Annotated in this window: 18 protein-coding genes; 5 read left to right on the forward strand and 13 right to left on the reverse strand. The window is 67.7% G+C overall.

The genetic code is table 11. The annotated features are described in order from the left end of the window. The 3 genes from METRZ18153_RS0117355 to METRZ18153_RS0117365 are packed head-to-tail and all read right to left on the reverse strand — an operon-like array spanning window position 1 to window position 2,236. Window positions 1-993: an aromatic/alkene monooxygenase hydroxylase subunit beta gene (locus METRZ18153_RS0117355; protein WP_020165943.1), complete on the reverse strand. Its 993-nt coding sequence runs from the start codon at window positions 991-993 to the stop codon at window positions 1-3. A gap of 42 nt (window positions 994-1,035) precedes the next feature. Continuing rightward, window positions 1,036-1,299 (reverse strand): phenol hydroxylase subunit, encoded by a 264-nt coding sequence (locus METRZ18153_RS0117360; protein WP_020165944.1) that lies wholly within the window; start codon window positions 1,297-1,299, stop codon window positions 1,036-1,038. Between the two features lie 10 nt (window positions 1,300-1,309). Then, window positions 1,310-2,236, reverse strand: a complete 927-nt coding sequence (locus METRZ18153_RS0117365) for a catechol 2,3-dioxygenase (RefSeq protein WP_020165945.1) — start codon at window positions 2,234-2,236, stop codon at window positions 1,310-1,312. Between the two features lie 405 nt (window positions 2,237-2,641). On the opposite strand from METRZ18153_RS0117365, the gene METRZ18153_RS0117370 reads away from it, so the two are divergent. Next, the gene (locus METRZ18153_RS0117370; RefSeq protein ID WP_020165946.1) at window positions 2,642-4,336 is read left to right on the forward strand and encodes a sigma-54-dependent Fis family transcriptional regulator; all 1,695 of its coding nucleotides are present in this window, start codon (window positions 2,642-2,644) and stop codon (window positions 4,334-4,336) included. A gap of 10 nt (window positions 4,337-4,346) precedes the next feature. Here METRZ18153_RS0117370 and METRZ18153_RS0117375 read toward each other — a convergent pair whose 3' ends face one another. From METRZ18153_RS0117375 to rsxA, 10 genes are all read right to left on the reverse strand, one after another. After that, window positions 4,347-5,603 (reverse strand): putative Na+/H+ antiporter, encoded by a 1,257-nt coding sequence (locus tag METRZ18153_RS0117375; RefSeq protein WP_020165947.1) that lies wholly within the window; start codon window positions 5,601-5,603, stop codon window positions 4,347-4,349. Window positions 5,604-5,688: 85 nt separating this feature from the next. After that, window positions 5,689-6,495 carry an ankyrin repeat domain-containing protein gene (locus METRZ18153_RS0117380; RefSeq protein WP_020165948.1) on the reverse strand — a complete coding sequence of 269 codons (807 nt, stop codon included), beginning with the start codon at window positions 6,493-6,495 and terminating at the stop codon, window positions 5,689-5,691. 41 nt (window positions 6,496-6,536) lie between these two features. Further along, entirely contained in the window at window positions 6,537-8,159 is a 1,623-nt protein-coding gene (locus tag METRZ18153_RS0117385; protein WP_020165949.1) for a nitroreductase family protein, read from the reverse strand. Continuing rightward, the gene (locus METRZ18153_RS0117390; RefSeq protein WP_020165950.1) at window positions 8,149-8,430 is read right to left on the reverse strand and encodes an RnfH family protein; all 282 of its coding nucleotides are present in this window, start codon (window positions 8,428-8,430) and stop codon (window positions 8,149-8,151) included. The genes METRZ18153_RS0117385 and METRZ18153_RS0117390 overlap by 11 nt, the downstream gene beginning before the upstream one ends. Window positions 8,431-8,451: 21 nt before the next feature. Beyond that, window positions 8,452-9,129: an electron transport complex subunit E gene (locus METRZ18153_RS0117395; protein WP_020165951.1), complete on the reverse strand. Its 678-nt coding sequence runs from the start codon at window positions 9,127-9,129 to the stop codon at window positions 8,452-8,454. Continuing rightward, window positions 9,129-9,764 carry an electron transport complex subunit RsxG gene (gene rsxG / locus METRZ18153_RS0117400; protein WP_020165952.1) on the reverse strand — a complete coding sequence of 212 codons (636 nt, stop codon included), beginning with the start codon at window positions 9,762-9,764 and terminating at the stop codon, window positions 9,129-9,131. Before rsxG ends, METRZ18153_RS0117395 begins: the two co-directional genes overlap by 1 nt. After that, window positions 9,761-10,834, reverse strand: a complete 1,074-nt coding sequence (locus METRZ18153_RS0117405; RefSeq protein ID WP_020165953.1) for an RnfABCDGE type electron transport complex subunit D — start codon at window positions 10,832-10,834, stop codon at window positions 9,761-9,763. The genes rsxG and METRZ18153_RS0117405 overlap by 4 nt, the downstream gene beginning before the upstream one ends. Further along, window positions 10,831-12,333 (reverse strand): electron transport complex subunit RsxC, encoded by a 1,503-nt coding sequence (gene rsxC, locus METRZ18153_RS0117410; protein WP_020165954.1) that lies wholly within the window; start codon window positions 12,331-12,333, stop codon window positions 10,831-10,833. The genes METRZ18153_RS0117405 and rsxC overlap by 4 nt, the downstream gene beginning before the upstream one ends. A gap of 3 nt (window positions 12,334-12,336) precedes the next feature. Next, complete coding sequence (locus METRZ18153_RS0117415) at window positions 12,337-12,873, reverse strand: RnfABCDGE type electron transport complex subunit B (protein WP_020165955.1); 537 nt, start codon at window positions 12,871-12,873, stop codon at window positions 12,337-12,339. Window positions 12,874-12,901: 28 nt separating this feature from the next. Further along, window positions 12,902-13,492 carry an electron transport complex subunit RsxA gene (gene rsxA / locus METRZ18153_RS0117420; RefSeq protein WP_019916661.1) on the reverse strand — a complete coding sequence of 197 codons (591 nt, stop codon included), beginning with the start codon at window positions 13,490-13,492 and terminating at the stop codon, window positions 12,902-12,904. Window positions 13,493-13,794: 302 nt separating this feature from the next. Between rsxA and METRZ18153_RS0117425 the strand changes: the two genes are divergently transcribed. From METRZ18153_RS0117425 to iscA, 4 genes are all read left to right on the forward strand, one after another. Next, a complete protein-coding gene (locus METRZ18153_RS0117425) occupies window positions 13,795-15,003 on the forward strand; it encodes an IscS subfamily cysteine desulfurase (RefSeq protein WP_020165957.1) in 1,209 nt (402 codons plus the stop codon). Window positions 15,004-15,081: 78 nt separating this feature from the next. Continuing rightward, window positions 15,082-15,486, forward strand: coding sequence for a Fe-S cluster assembly scaffold IscU (gene iscU, locus METRZ18153_RS0117430; protein WP_020165958.1), 405 nt, complete (start codon window positions 15,082-15,084; stop codon window positions 15,484-15,486). Window positions 15,487-15,497: 11 nt separating this feature from the next. Next, complete coding sequence (gene erpA / locus METRZ18153_RS0117435) at window positions 15,498-15,878, forward strand: iron-sulfur cluster insertion protein ErpA (RefSeq protein WP_020165959.1); 381 nt, start codon at window positions 15,498-15,500, stop codon at window positions 15,876-15,878. A 10-nt stretch (window positions 15,879-15,888) separates the two neighbouring features. Then, a complete protein-coding gene (iscA, locus tag METRZ18153_RS0117440) occupies window positions 15,889-16,212 on the forward strand; it encodes an iron-sulfur cluster assembly protein IscA (RefSeq protein WP_019916657.1) in 324 nt (107 codons plus the stop codon). Window positions 16,213-16,227 lie beyond the last annotated feature (15 nt).

The raw sequence follows: 16,227 nt of genomic DNA on the forward strand, positions 1-16,227 counted from the left end.
TCAGGCCGGCACGCCGCACTTGGCGACGCGGGCCGCGAACTGCGTGGCGAGATCGTCGACCGCCGCGCCGGCACGCTCACCGAGCGCGCTTTGCGCCAGCGGCGTCACGGCCTCCAGCGCGCGCGCCTGCCAGGCGCTGACCCAGCCGCGCACCAGCGCCGCGTTGTCGGGCGATTCGGCGCAGGCGGTCTTGATCTGCGCATCGACCCACTTCGCGGTCTCGGCGTACCACTCGGTCATGAACTGCGTGAGCATGGCGACCGCGGTGCCGCCGCGCAGCGACAGTTCATCCTCGACCAGGGTCTTGTAGAACAGCGGGTACACGAGACCGTCGAGCACCAGGTTCTGCGCGATGAACAGCTCGAACCAGTCCTGCACCACCAGGCAGTCCTCGACATAGCGGCGCAAGCCCTGCCAGTCGGCGGCGTACAGCCAGTGTTCCTTCGCCGTGGCCAGCGACGAGGTGTCGCCGAGCAGCAGGCCGATGCGCGTCAGGTACTGGGCGATGGCCAGGTTGTCCATCGCGTGGAACATGCAGGGCTGGGTGATCGCCGTGCCGTAGCCGTAGGCGCAGATGGACGAGTTGTTCATGTTGGCGCCCCAGGCCACATGACGCAGCGGCAGCAGCATGTCGAGCGCCAGCCGGCGCACGTCCTCGGTCAGCAGCGCACCGAGGTTGCGCGACTCGACGAAGTCGAAGTTCGATTCGGCGGTGTCCTGCTGGCGCGCGCGCGCCAGCGTCCAGGCGCCGTAGTAGTACTGGCGAGGGTCCTTGAACGCGTACCAGTCCTTCATCGTGAGCCGGGTGCGCGAGGCGTCGAAGATTTCGCGGTCCGGGTCCCAGGTCGGGCGGTAGTGGAAGTTGGCGGTCGGCTGCAGGTCGAAAGTGCCTTCCTGATAGCGCGATGCGGGCTTGTCGCCGAAGCGCCGCGCGATATGCCCGTAGGTCTGTCGCTGCGGCTTGATTGATACGGTACGCAGATCGATCTGCATGCCTGTCTCCTCTGGTGTGTTCTTGTTCCGTCGTACCCGCGCTCACCGCGAGTCGCTGTTCAGTACATCGTCGAGTCGTGCCGACAGCGGCGAGTGCGGACCGGCATCGCTGCCGGGCTGACCGCCGGCGCCATCGAGCACGACCACGTCCTGCGCCGCGCAGAATTCGTCGAAAGCGGCGCGCGTGAGCATCATTTCGGCGAACAACTCCGGCTCGCCGAGTGCGAAATCGAACTCGACGAAGCCGTCGTCACGCTCGCCAGTGACACGCACGAACTTGCGGAAGGGATCGAATGCCGACGCCATGACGCTCACCTCAGGTGTGCACGTTGAGGAAGGCCTCGTTCAGCTTGCGGTCGTGATAGAAGATCGCCCGCCCGAGGTCTTCCACCATCCACGTGATGACCGGCTTGTCCGGGTAATAGATGTAGCCGCCAGCGAACACTTCGTTGCGGTTGCCCGACGGGTCGAAGAAATAGATGGTCGCGCCGCGCGTGATGCCGTGCCGCGTCGGCCCGATGTCCAGCGACACGTCGTGCTTCGAGATCAGGTCCGCCGCGCGCAGCACGTCGTTCCAGGTGTCGAGAATGAAGGAGCAGTGGTGGAAGCGACCCTTCTCCGGGTTGCGGATGAAGGCGATGTCGTGCGGTTTCGTTGAACAGGTCAGGAACACGCCCACCATCACGTCACCGGCCATCACCTGTTCGGCGATGGTGAAGCCCAGCACCTCGGTGAACAGCTTCACCACGCCATCGACGTCGTCGCCGTACAGCAGGCAATGGTCGAAGCGGGTCGGCTGCATGCCCACCAGGCCGTCCGGCCACGGGTCCGGGTTCACGTCCGGCAGGCCGTTGCCCACCTTGTCCTTGGTCGCGAACAGTTCGATCGCGTGCCCGGTCGGCACCGTGAAGCGGAAGCGGCGGCCGGTATGCAGATGTTCGCCGGCCGGTATCCATTGCAGGTCGGTCGCCAGACGGCTGCCTTCGACTTCGGCGGCCAGCCTGTCCAGCGTGTCCTCGCTGTCAACGCGGAAACCCATGTAGTCCATGCCCGGAGCATCCGCCTTGCGCAGCACCACGCTGTGGTGGTCGTGTTCGTCCCAGGCCTTGAAATACACCCGACCCTGAGCATCCCGCCCGGTCTCGATCAGGCCCAGTACCTGCCCGTAATGCTTTACCGCGGCTTCCAGGTCCGTCACGCGTAGCGCGACATGACCCGGGCGCAGCACGCCCGTCATCGGCATTTCTCCGTCCTCCTTTGTTGTGTGGTGCGTGCTGCGGCGCACCAGCGGTTCGGAAAGGCAGGAAGCAGGAGAGCCCTTGCCGAAACACCGGATGCAGCCGTCAGCCGCACCCTCTCCTATCCAAGAAGCGTGCCATACTCGATAATCAACAAAAATCTCGATATTTGGCGGTTTTGGGCGGGCGAGAGTACAGTCCTCTCGTCCACTGCTTGATGAGTTGATGAAGCACCCGAAGAGGTGTTCACCAACTGATGAACGCGTCAGGCGGAAGAAGACCGGCCACTCGGGTCACCCGGCATCACGGAAGAAGCCGGACCGGCTCGCAGGAGGTCGAACAGGCGCTGCGGCGCAACATCGGCACGCCGGCCTGGCGTGACCGGCACCGGTCTGGAGGAGGCACGGGCAATGGGTACGATCAAATACCCGCACAACAGCGATCTGCGTCGGCTGGTCAGGTTCTCGGCCGACGACGGACTGATCTGGCTGGCGGAAAACCGCATGCTGCTGATGCATTGCGTCGCCATGTCGGCGCTGCGCGCGCAGCTCATCAGGTCGGTCGGGCCGGAATCGGCGCGCCGCATCCTGACCCGCATGGGCTACGAATCCGGCATGCGCGACGCCGAACTGGCGCGCACGATACGGCCGGACCAGAACCCGATCGAATCCTTCTTCGTCGGCCCGCAGTTGCACATGCTGGAAGGCAGCGTGCAGGTGACGCCGGTGCACATCCATATCGATGTGCGCAGCGGCGAGTTCGACGGCGAATTCCTGTGGGAGCACTCGTGGGAAGCCGAATTCCATCTGCGCGAATTCGGTCAGGCCGCCGACCCGGTGTGCTGGATGCAGATCGGCTACGCCTCGGGCTACACCTCGGCCTTCATGGGCCGCATGGTGCTGTACAAGGAAACCGAGTGCGCCTGCTGTGGCGCCAACCACTGCCGCATCGTCGGCAAGCCGGTCGAGGAATGGGAGGACGGCGAACAGTACGCCCGCTATTTCGAGCCGGAGAACCGCATCGCCCACCTGCCCCCGGCCGCCTGGGCCGGTGTCGCCCAGCGCGACGACAAGGTCGATGCGCCGACCCCGCCCGACCTGATCGGCAGTTCGGCCAGCTTCCGCCGCGCCTATGAACTGATGCTGCGCGCCGCCGGCACCACGGTGACCGTGCTGCTGCTGGGCGAGACCGGCGTCGGCAAGGAACGCTTCGCCCGCGTGCTGCACCAGATGAGTCCGCGCAAGGACGCGCCCTTCGTCGCGGTCAATTGCGCCGCCATCCCGAACGACCTGATCGAATCCGAACTGTTCGGCGTCGAGAAGGGCGCCTTCACCGGCGCCCACGCCTCACGCGCCGGCAAGTTCGAGCGCGCCGAAGGCGGCACGCTGTTCCTCGACGAGATCGGCGAAATGCCGCTCGCCGCCCAGGCCAAGCTGCTGCGCGCGCTGCAGGAAGGCGAGATCGAGCGGCTCGGCGACGAGCGCACGCGCAAGGTGAATGTGCGCGTGGTGGCCGCCACCAACGTCGATCTGGCGCAGGCGGTGAAGGAAGGCCGCTTCCGGCCCGACCTGTACTACCGGGTGCATGTATATCCGATACACATCCCGCCGCTGCGCGACCGGCTGGCCGACCTGCGCCTGCTGGTCGATACGCTGGTGGCGAAATTCAACCGGGCCCACGGCAAGCATGTGCAGGGCGTGTCGGACAAGGGCTTCCAGGCGCTGCACGCCCACCACTGGCCGGGCAATGTGCGCGAACTGGAAAACGTGATCGAGCGTGGCGTGGTGCTGGCGCCGCAGCAGGGCTGGATCGAGGCGCACCACCTCTTCCTGTCTCTGGAAGCGGTGCTGGCACGCGAATCCGGCATTTCCGCCTGCGGCAAGCTGGAAGAAGGCTGCGGCGACACGGTGCGCGAACATCTGGTGGAGCAGATCCTGCGCAGCGGCATTCCGCTGGAGGAGCTGGAGCAGCAGCTGATGAAGGCCTGCGTCGATCAGGAGGGCGGCAATATCGCCCGCGCCGCGCGCCGGCTCGGCATGTCGCGGCCCAAGCTCAGTTACCGGCTGCAGCGCAGCGAAGGCGAAACCGAAGCGGCGGATTCCTGAGCCGGCACGCTCAGAGCAGCTGGAAAGCCAGGATGGCGACGATGGTCGGCGGCAGCGCGGTCACGAACAGGCCAAGGGGATTGATCGCCTCGTCGTCGAAATGGCCGCGCAGGATCGCGAAACCGGCCGGATTGGGCGCGTTGGCGATCACCGTCAGCCCACCGCCGGTCACGGCACCGGCTACCAGCGAGTACTTGAAGGCCTCGTCCGTGCCCTCGACCAGCGAACCCAGGTAGGTCAGTGCGGCGTTGTCGGTGATCGCGGTCAGCGCGGTGGCGCCGAAGTAAAGCGCCGTGCTGTCCATGCCGGTCAGCGCGGCCTGCAGCCACCCCTGCTGCAGCGCCCCCAGGGTAACCAGGCCGGCGAGGAAGAAGCCCACCATCAGGCCCTCGCGCAACATCAGCCGGTCGTGGTAGTGCCGGTAGGCCTCGGCCACGCCGAGGAAGAGCAGGAACAGTCCGACGAACACCACCGGATGGTGGGCGAAGTAAACGATGCCGGCGAGAAACAACACGTGCAGAAGCATCAGTGAGCGCGGCACGGTGCGGTCGCTGCTGCGCGTATCCACGTGCAGCGACCTCAGCTCGCGCGCGAACAGCAGCGTTGCCACGCCGGCATTGACGAACACGGCGATCGCCGACTTCCAGCCGAAGTGGCCCAGCATGTACCACATGTCCCAGTTCCACTTGCCGGCCACCATCAGCACCGGCGGCGCGGCGAAGTGAGTGAGCGTGCCGCCGATCGACACATTCACGAACAGCGCGCCCAGGGTGACGTACTTCAGGCGGTGCGAAATCTTCCTGCTGTAGACGTTGTCGCGCAGCATCAGCGCCGCCAGCGTCATCGCCGCCGGCTCGGTGATGAAGGAGCCGAGCAGCGGAAGCACGGACAGGCAGACGAAATGGAAGGCGACGCTGTCGGGCGCCGGGATGTAGCGCGCCAGCATGCGAGCGCCCGCCTTGCACAGTTCGAGCACCGGCCGGCTGGCCGCCACCACCATGATGACGAACACGAAGGCCGGCTCGGTGTAGTCCAGCGCTTCCAGATAGCCGGCCGCACTGCCGGCGCCACCGGTGAGCGCCACGAAGGCCAGCAGCACGAAGGCCCAGAAGCCGAACACCACTTCGACCTCGCCGAGCAGATGCCAGATGCCGGCGTGACCGGGCTGCAGATGCGCGAGGTGCTCGAAATACCGGGTCAGGAAGGTGTGTGCGACGGCGACCGCGAACAGCGCAGTGCCGACCGTCTGGAGCGTGCCCGGAGTCATCGCGAATCCTTGCTTCGGCTGGGTTGGAATGAAGGCGTGCGCAGGCGTCGTGCGGTGACGCCGGGAGCTGCCTTCGTCGGGGTGCTCATGCGACGGTGTGCCGCAGCAGCTGCAGGCATTCGACGGTCGAAGCAAGATCGGCGGCGAGATAGTCGTCGTCGGTGCGCAGCAGCGGGTCCGCCCCCAGATCGAGCAGCAGCGCCAGCATCACGTGCCTGCCGCTCGACGCGCAGTACATCAGCGTGGTGGCACCGGTGTCGTTGCGGTTGTCGAGGTCTATGCCGGCGCCGGCCAGCGCGCGCACGACATCGACGTTGCCGCCGACACAGGCCAGCCACAGCGCGTTGTTGCCGTCGGCGTTGCGGCAGCCGACGTCGGCGCCGGCCGCCAGCAGTTCGTCCACCAGTGCCGCCTCGCCGTCGAGCGCGGCCCGCATCAGCGGCGTCAGTCCGTGCGCGATCGCACCATCGAGATTGCGCGGGTCGAAGCCATTCGATTCGATCAGCGCGCGCAGCGCCGGCGATGCGTCCGGCGGCAGCGCACAGCCGTCGCGGCCGACCGCCAGCCGGTCGAGCGCATTGGCCAGCGGCGCGTGGCCACCATCGACGCTGTACACCTCGGGGTAGCGGAAATCGCTGAAGCGCTCGGCCCAGCTCTGGCTCGCGTTGCCGTGATAGCAGTAGATGAGCACCGGCGTCGGCCGCGCCACGGTCTGCAGCACATCGCCGAACGCGGCGTCGCTCAGGTGGCGTGCGCCGTCGATGTGGCTGCGCTCGAAACTGGCGCGGTCGCGTGTGTCGAACAGCGCCAGCGCCGGCAGACGGCCGCTGCGGTGGCGGGCGATCAGATCGGCCGCCTGGGCGGCGGAAATGCGGCGGTAGGTCGTGCTCACTGTTCAGCCCTCCGGCCGATGCGCCGACGTCCTGACGGACCTCATGCGGCCATCGGCTCCTGTTCGGCACCCGCGTAGGCAGGCGTGGTTTCGATGCGCGCGTCGTCGACGGCGCGGCCCATCGTGAAGTGATAGATCGTGCGAAAGCGCTCGTCTTCGAGGCCGAGCAGCTCGTGCACCGCGTCGTCGAAGAAGCAGCCGATGCCGGTGCCGCGCAGCCCCAGCGCTTCGGCTTCGGTATAGAGCTGCTGGCCGATCAGGCCGGCCTGACGGTGCAGCGCGCGGTAGGCGGCCGGCGATGCTTCAAGTGCGGCATCGAATTCGCACAGCATGCCGAGCGCGAAACACGAGGTCGATGCGATGTCCTGATGGCAGTGCAGGCTGCGCGCCAGCCGGGCCAGCGCTGGCGGTGCCATCGTGGCGAGCAGGCGCAGGTCGCTGCGCAGACCGTCGACCGGCGTCAGCGGATACAGCGCAGCGAGCAGCGGCAGCACACCGCCCTCGGCCGGACCGCGCGGCAGCAGATAGACACCGGGCGCAAGGCCGTCGACCCGGTGCACGAACAGCAGCAGATCGATCCGGCGCTCGTCAGGCAGTGCGTCCCAGGGTGCGGCGCGGCAGGGCTGAAGACGCTCCAGCACGCCGTCGAATTCGTCGCGCGTCATCATGTGTCGGCCGTCGAAACGCTGCGCACTGCGCCGCCCGAGCAGCACATGCCCGACCGAGCGGCCGCACGGCGCCGCCACCGCGCGCGACTGCGCCGGCAGCTCACCACGCGGCAGCGCATCGCGCGTCGCCTCGGCGATGTCGTCGATCACCGGCCAGCGGTACATCGGATGTGCGTCTATCGTGCTCGCGCGCCCGTGCCAGCGCTCGACCGTGCGCACCGGCAGCGGCCCGGGCAGATGGCCGATGCCGACCCCGAACAGCAGTTCGGCCTCTTCCACTTCGGTGGCCTGGTCACGCCGCGCCGGGAAATCGGGCAGGCGATCCAGCCCCAATGCAGCCGCCAGCAGATCAACGCGTACCGGCTGCACGGCGAGCGACCAGCCGAGCACGGCCGCCGCGTTGCGCAGTGCGGCCGTCGCGTGGCCGACGTCGAGCTGGCAGTAGCGGAAGGCGCGTTCGCCGTACTTCCATGCCTCGCGCCACATGACCGAACTGAGCGCGAGGTGCAGGCCGGGCGCGCCACCGGGCTCGAAGGCGGCGCGCTGTTCCAGCGCGTGCACTTCGGGCAGGTAGTGCCAGAGGCCATCCTCCAGCCCCGGCACGCCGACTGCGAACACCCAGCCCTCGACCGGGTGCAGATTGCCGCTGGACGGATTGGCGCGCACCGCCCAGCGGTCGGGCCCGGTCGACTTCCAGGCGGTCAGGCCGAGAGCCAGATGCAGCAGCGCACCCAGTGCGGACAGCGTGCAGGGCAAGGGCGGCAGACCGGTGTCGAGCATGCGCCAGTCCAGACGCAAGCGGGCGGTGACCGGACTGTCGTCGTCGGTGGCCAGCGGCAACGCCATCCGCGGCGCGCCTTCGTAGTGACGGAAGGGCGATGGCTGCGCGTCCCAGTCCAGCGTTTCCGGGCCGGCAGCGTAGCCGGCAAAGCGGTGGATGGTGCGACGGTGGTAATCACGCACGCGGCTGCGTGCGCGCACGGCGTCATTCGTCATCGTCGTCGTCGGCACCGTTGCGCCGCGGCACCGTTTCCGGGTCGCAGATGATGGGGCGATAGATTTCGATGCGGTCGCCCGGTCGCAGCGCAGCGTCCTTCTTCACCACCTTGCCGAACACGCCCACCTTGGCCCTGTCGATGTCGATGTCCGGACAGCGTTCGAGTATTCCGGAGCGCAGGATGCCTTCGGACACCGTGCAGCCGTCCGGCACCTCCACCTGCATCCACACACGGTCGGTCGGCCCGACCCACGCCACGCCTATCTTCATCGCGTCGCCCTCATCCAGTCCTCATTGCGCAGCCGGCGCCGGCACGCCAGCCGGCTGCCGCGATTCCGACCAGTGCTGCAGACGGCGCCGTGCGGCGATCAGCAGCCCCAGCACGAGGAAGCCGCCGGGCGGCAGGATCATGAACAGCGCCCCGGCGTCCGCCACCTTCGTTTCGAGAAAGGCGAACTGCGGACCGAGCAGCAGCGACGCGCCCGCGAACAGCGTGCCGGCACCGGTCACCTCGCGCACCGCGCCCATCAGCGTCAGCGCCAGCGTGAAGCCCAGCCCGGTGGCCAGCCCGTCGAACGCCGACAGCGCCACCGCGTGACGCGACGCAAAGGCCTCGGCCCGACCGAGCACCGCGCAGTTCACGACGATGAGCGCGATGAAGATGCCGAGCACCTTGTACAGGTCGTGGAACCAGGCGTTCAGACACAGATCGACCAGCGTCACCATGCCGGCGATGAGCACGATGAACACCGGGATGCGGACCTCGTCGCTGACCCAGTGCCGCAGCGACGAGATGAGCACGTTCGACATCAGCAGCACGGCGGTCGTCGCCAGCCCCATGCCGAGCCCGTTGGTCGCGCTGCTGGTCACCGCCATGGTCGGGCACAGGCCCAGCATCTGGCCGAGCACCGCGTTGTTGTCCCATACGCCGTCACGCATGACGGCCTTCACGTTCGGGCTGTCGCTCATCACTGTCCTCCTCCGGCGGGCGCCGCGTCGCCGATCAGCTCGGCCCGGTGTGCGGCGAAGAATTCAAGTCCCTTCCTGACCGTGCCGACCACCGCACGCGGCGTGATGGTCGCGCCGGCGAACTGGTCGAACACGCCACCGTCCTTCTTCACCGCCCAGCGGGCCGGCTCCGGCTGCTGCAGCGACTTGCCTTCGAAGGAGCGTATCCAGTCGTTGCGTGCGACTTCTATCTTGTCGCCCAGACCCGGCGTCTCGGTGTGCTTGGTCACGCGCACGCCGACCACGCGGCCGTCGACGTCGACCGCCATCAGCAGCACGATGCGGCCGCCATAGCCGTTGCCCGACATTTCGTACAGCACCGCCCGCAGCGCGCCGCCCTTGCGCGCCCGATGCACGGTCAGCGCAGCGCCGTCGGGGCCGGCCAGCTGCAGCGTATCGGTCAGCAGATTGTTGTCCGCGTAGCCGGCGGGCAGGATCTGTTCCAGCTGCTGACGGGTGTCGTCGGCAGCCGCCTGTTCGATGCGCTCGGCGGTCGCGCTGTGACTGAACGCGAGCACCGCGGTGGTCACCAGCATCACCACACCGAGCGACAGGCCGGGAAACCAGACGGTATCGGGTAGGCGTCGTTCGCTCATCGCGGAAGCTCCTGCACGCGTCGCGCCGGCAGCGACTTGCCACGGATGCTGCGGCCGAATATGCGTGGCCGCGCCCACAGGTCGAGTACCGGGGTCACCGCATTCATCAGCAGCACGGCGAAACCCACGCCCTCGGGATAACCGCCCCAGGTGCGGATCAGCCAGGTCAGCAGGCCGGCGCCGAGGGCGAATATCCACTGCCCGAACGGTGCGCTGGGCGAGGTGACGTAGTCGGTCGCGATGAAGAAGGCGCCGAGCATCGCGCCGCCCGACAGCAGGTGGGCCAGCGGCGGCAGATAGTGGTCGGGCGCAATGCCATGTGCGATCGCCGCCGGCAGGCACAGGCCGGCCAGGAAACCGAGCGGTATGCGCAGGCCGATCACGCGTTTGGCCACCAGGAACAGTCCGCCCAGCAGCACCCACAGCGACGCGGTCTCGCCAAGGCTGCCGGCGCGTTCGCCGGACGCGCCCTGAGCGGTGGCGAAGCCGGACATCGCCTCGGCCAGTACCGTGCCGCGCCCCAGCTCCGTCTTCACGTTGCCGAGCAGCGAAGCGCTGGTGTAGGCGTCGGGCACGCCACCTGACAGGCCGATGTGCACCGCCTGCATCAGATCTGTACCCTGGCTCAGCATCTGCGGATTGACCCACTGCGTCATCAGCACCGGGAAGGACACCAGCAGCACGGTGCGCCCGACCATGGCCGGGTTGAACACGTTACAGCCGAGACCGCCGAACACCTGCTTGGCGATCACGATGGCGATGACGCCGCCCAGCGCGCCCAGCCACCAGGGCGCCCACGGCGGCATCGACAACGCCAGCAGCCACCCGGTCAGCGCCGCCGAGCCGTCGAACAGCACCGGCATGACGCGCCGCCCGGCCCAGCGCAGGCACAGCGCCTCCGACAGCACGCAGGACAGCACGGTCACGGCCCACAGGCAGAATGCCGGCCAGCCGAACTGCCAGAAGCCGGCCAGCGTGGCCGGCAGCAGCGCCAGCATGACCAGGCCCATGATCTGGCCGCTGGTGCGCGAAGCCACCGCATGCGGTGACGCATGTATAGGGGTGTTCATGCGGTGGTCTCCTTGCGGGCCGCTTCGGCGGCGGCCGCCGCCGCCGCGCGTTCGGCCTTGCGCCGGGCGTGTGCCTCGGCCTTCTCGCGCGCTTCCTGCTCGACGCGGGCAGCGCGCGCCTCGGTCAGTTCACGCACCCGGTCGAGCTTGCGGCCCTCGCGCTCACGCGCCCACAGCTCGCCCTTGCCGTGGTTGAAGTACTGCACCAGCGGAATGCGCGACGGGCAGACGAAGCCGCAGGCACCGCAGGTGAGGCAGTCGCCCAGGCCGATGTCCTCGGCGCGGCCCAGTTCGTTGGCGTGGATGAGCGCCGCCATGTCCAGCGGCATCAGCCCGACCGGACAGGCACTCACGCAGCTGCCGCAGCGTATGCAGGCGCTCGGTTCGCGCTCGCCGACCTCGGCGGCAGTCAGCGCCAGCGCGCCGCTCGATCCCTTGACCACCGGCGTGTCGATGTCCGGCACGCCGACGCCCATCATCGGACCGCCGACCACCACCCGCGCCGGCGCGCCACGCAGACCGCCGCAGCGTTCGAACAGCCAGGACAGCGGCGTACCCAGACGCACACGCAGATTGCGCGGCGCCGTCACCGCGCCGCCGGCCACGGTGACCACGCGTTCGGTCAGTGGCTCGCCGTAGCGCAGCGCGCGCTGCACGGCGTAGGCGGTGCCGACGTTGTGCACGACGATGCCGACGTCGGCGGCGCGACCGTCGGCCGGCGCCTCGATGCCGGTCAGCGTCTGGATGAGCTGGCGGTCAGCGCCCATCGGGTAGCGGCTGGGAATGCGCACCACCGACACCTCGGGGAAGGGGTGGGCGGCCACCTTCATCGCCGCAATCGCCTCCGGCTTGTTGTCCTCGATGCCCACCAGCACGCGCTGCGCGCCGGTCGATCGCATGATCAGGCGTGCGCCCTCGATGATGTCGGCCGCGCATTCCTGCATCAGCCGGTCGTCACAGGACAGATAGGGCTCGCATTCGCTGCCGTTCAGAATGACGGTGTCGATCTGGCTGCGCCGTCCCAGCTCCAGCTTGACCGCCGACGGAAAGCTGGCGCCGCCGAGACCGACGATGCCCGCTGCGGCAACGCGGCGCGTTATCTCGTCCGGCGCCAGCGTGATCGGATAGGGCTCGGCGTGCCGCTCCGTCCATTGATCCAGCCCGTCGGGATGCAGCGTGATCGCCGGCCCCCCCAGACCGGCCGGATGCGCCATCGAGGCTTCGCCGATGGCGGCGATGACGCCGGAGGTCGGTGCGTGCAGCGGCGCCGAAATGCGCCCTCCGGCTTCTGCGATCAGCTGGCCGCGCAACACGGTGTCGCCGATCTTCACCACCGGCCGGGCCGGTGCACCGGAGTGCTGCGACAGCGGGATGACCAGCGCCGGCGGCAGTCCGGCGTCGACGATATCCAGTGTCGCCGCGGGAAACTTGTGGCTGTCAGGATGCACGCCCCAGCGCTGGAGCAGGCGGCGTATCGGCGGAATGACGATGTGTGCCATGGCTCAGGCCGCCAGCGCCGGTTTCGGCATCACCCAGGTACCCACCGTCAGCGGCATCGGCTGCATCGTGATGGCGCCGGTCGGGCACTTCTCGGCGCACTGGTTGCAGCCGGTGCAGGCGTCCTCGAACACACCGTGCAACTGCTTCATCGCGCCGATAATGGCGTCCGACGGACACAGCCGGTAGCACTTGGTACAGCCTATGCACAGCGCGTCCTCGATCACCGCGATCAAGGGCACGTCATCGACCTCGTCGGCATCGAGCGCGATGCCCAGGTGCTCGGCGATGGCCAGCGCCACCACCTTGCCGCCGGGCGGACAGCAGGTCGGCGACGCGGTGCCGGCGACGATGGCCTCGGCCGCACCGGCGCAGCCCGGAAAGCCGCACTGGCCGCAGTTGGCGGCCGGCAGCATGTCCTCGACCTCCTTCACCCGGCTGTCGCCCTCGACGGCAAAGCGCCGGGCCGCCACGCCGAGCACGATGCCGAGCCCGGAGCCGATCGCAGTCAGACTCATGACCGCGGTAATCATCTGTTCCATCGCGCTACCTCCCGTTCGGTGCGGCGCATCAGCCGCCGCCTGCCGGCACCAGGCCGGTGAAACCCATGAAAGCCAGCGCCAGCAGGCTGGCCGTGATGAAAGCGACCGGCGGTCCGGCGAAGGTCTGCGGCACGCGCATCAGCGCCAGTCGTTCGCGCAGGCCAGCGAACAGGATCATCACCAGCGTGAAGCCGGCGCCCGAGCCGAAGCCGCCGAGCACGCTCATGCCGAGGCCATGACCGGCCTGCGCGTTGAGCAGCGGAATGCCGAGCACCGCACAGTTGGTGGTGATCAGCGGCAGATAGATGCCGAGCACGCGGTGCAGGTCGGGCAGCGTCTTGTGCATGGCCATTTCGACGAACTGCACGACGGCGGCGATGACCACGATGTAGGCGAGGATGCGCAGGTAGCCGAGCCCGAAAGGCAGCAGCAAGGCGTGTTCGAGCGCCCAGGCGGCCATCGCCGACAGCGTCATCACGAAGGTGGTGGCCAGACCCATGCCGAAGGCGCTGTCGATCTTCTTCGACACGCCCATGAAGGGGCACAGTCCGAGAAAGCGGACCAGCACCACGTTATTGACCAGCACCAGGCCGATCAGGGTCATCAACACTTCGCTCATGGCGACCTCCTGACCGGCCTCAATGCATGCGCTGTGCCAGATGACGTCGTCACGGGTGGTGAGTGCCCGGCGCGGCGAGCCGCTGCTGTTGTGATCGCACGCGACCCGCCCCCGCGCGTACACGTGCGCATGCATGCGTGCGCGGCGACCGCGTCGGCAACGCGACAAACTCGACAGACGCTGTCGCGACAGCCGGACATGCGCCGGTCGAAAATCCACAAGTGGTTGATCCAGATCAATTTTCAAAACCGGCCCGCAACTTGCTGAGAGGGATGCAACCCCCTCATGCAGGAGAAGCCGACATGAATCGCCCGATCTATCTGGACTACGCCGCCACCACCCCGGTCGACCCGCGTGTGGTGGGCAAGATGATGCCCTGGCTGTTCGACAACTTCGGCAATCCGGCCAGCCGCTCGCACGCCTATGGCTGGGCGGCGGAGGAAGCCGTCGAACTGGCGCGCGAACAGGTGGCCGCGCTGATCGGTGCCGATCCGCGCGAAATCGTCTGGACCTCTGGCGCGACCGAGTCGAACAACCTGGCGATCAAGGGCGCGATGCAGTTCCACGCCGGCCGCGGCAGGCACGTGGTGACCGTGAAGACCGAGCACAAGTCGGTGCTCGACACGGTGCGCGAACTGGAACGCAGCGGCTGCGAAGTGACACTGCTCGACGTGCAGGAGAACGGCCTGCTCGACATCGAGGCCTTCCGCGCCGCGCTGCGGCCCGACACCGTGCTCGCCTCGGTCATGTTCGTGAACAACGAGACCGGCGTCATCCAGGACATCGCCGCGCTGGGCGCGATCTGCCGTGAGAAGGGCGTGCTGTTCCACGTCGATGGCGCGCAGGCCACCGGCAAGGTGGCCTTCGACCTGGACGAACTGCCGGTCGACATGATGTCGCTGTCGGCGCACAAGACCTACGGCCCGAAAGGCATCGGCGCGCTCTACGTGTGCCGCAAGCCGCGCGTGCGCATCGACGCCATCATCCACGGCGGCGGCCACGAGCGGGGCATGCGCTCGGGCACGCTGCCGACACACCAGATCGTCGGCATGGGCGAAGCCTATTGGCTCACGCGCGAGAACATGGGCGCCGAGAACGAACGCATCCGCATGCTGCGCGACCGCCTGCTGAACGGGCTCAGCACGCTCGACCAGGTGTTCGTCAATGGCGACATGGAACGTCGCGTACCGCACAACCTGAACATCAGCTTCAACTTCGTCGAAGGCGAATCGCTGCTGATGGGCATGAAGGACATCGCGGTGTCGTCCGGTTCGGCCTGTACCTCGGCCAGCCTGGAACCGTCCTACGTGCTGCGCGCGATGGGCCGCAGCGACGAACTGGCGCACAGCTCCATCCGCTTCTCGATCGGCCGCTTCACCACGCAGCAGGAGGTGGACTCGGCAATCGAGCAGGTGTCGACCGCGGTGCGCAAGCTGCGCGAACTGTCGCCGCTGTGGGACATGCACAGCGCCGGCATCGACCTGTCGACCGTGCAGTGGGCATCGCACTGAGGGCATCGCACTGAGGGCCTCGCACTGAGGGCCTCGCACTGAACACCTTCCTCCACAACGACTGAACGGAGAACAACCATGGCATACAGCGACAAGGTGCTCGACCACTACGACAACCCGCGCAACGTCGGGTCCTACGCGGCGGACGACGAAGGCGTCGGCACCGGCATGGTCGGCGCGCCGGCCTGCGGCGACGTGATGCGGCTGCAGATCAAGGTCGGCGCCAACGGCATCATCGAGGACGCCAAGTTCAAGACCTATGGCTGCGGCTCGGCCATCGCGTCGAGTTCGCTGGTGACCGAATGGGTCAAGGGCAAGACGCTGGACGAAGCGCTGGCGATCAAAAACACCGAGATCGCCGAAGAACTGGCGCTGCCGCCGGTGAAGATCCACTGCTCCATCCTCGCCGAAGACGCGATCAAGGCGGCCGTGGCCGACTACCGCACCCGGCAGACCGCCCCCGACACCGTCGAAGCCGCCTGAAAGGACACGCCATGAGCACGCTTGCCGAAAGTACCGTCGCCCCGACCACCACGCTGCCGCTGCCTTCGCCGATCAAGTTCTGCGAAGCCGCTGCAGCAAAGGTCGCCGACCTGATCGCCGAAGAGGGCAACCCGGCGCTGAAGCTGCGCGTCTATGTGACCGGCGGAGGCTGTTCCGGCTTCCAGTACGGCTTCGCCTTCGAGGAAGGCGTGAACGAAGACGACACGCCCATCGTCACCGACGGCGTCACGCTGCTGGTCGATCCGATGAGCATGCAGTACCTGATGGGCGCAGAGATCGATTTCGAGGACGGCCTGGAAGGTTCGCGCTTCGTCATCCGCAATCCGAACGCGACCTCGTCCTGCGGCTGCGGCAGCTCCTTCTCGATGTGAGGTGACGGACATGACCATCACGCTCAGCGAGGCCGCCGCGCGGCACGTGCAGAAAAGCCTGGTCAAGCGCGGCCAGGGTGTGGGCCTGCGGCTGGCGGTGAAGACCAGCGGCTGTTCCGGCCTCGCCTACGCGATCGAGTTCGCCGACGCGCTGCAGCCCGAGGACATCCAGTTCGCCAGCCACGGCGTGACGCTGCTGGTCGACCCGAAAAGCCTGCCCTTCCTCGACGGCACCGAGCTGGACTTCGTGCGCGAAGGCCTGAATGAAGGTTTCAAGTTCAACAACCCCAATGTGAAGTCGGCCTGCGGCTGCGGCGAAAGCTTCGGCGTCTGAGTTCGCACCACGTAA

The organism is Methyloversatilis discipulorum, assembly GCF_000385375.1.
Lineage (GTDB): Bacteria > Pseudomonadota > Gammaproteobacteria > Burkholderiales > Rhodocyclaceae > Methyloversatilis > Methyloversatilis discipulorum_A.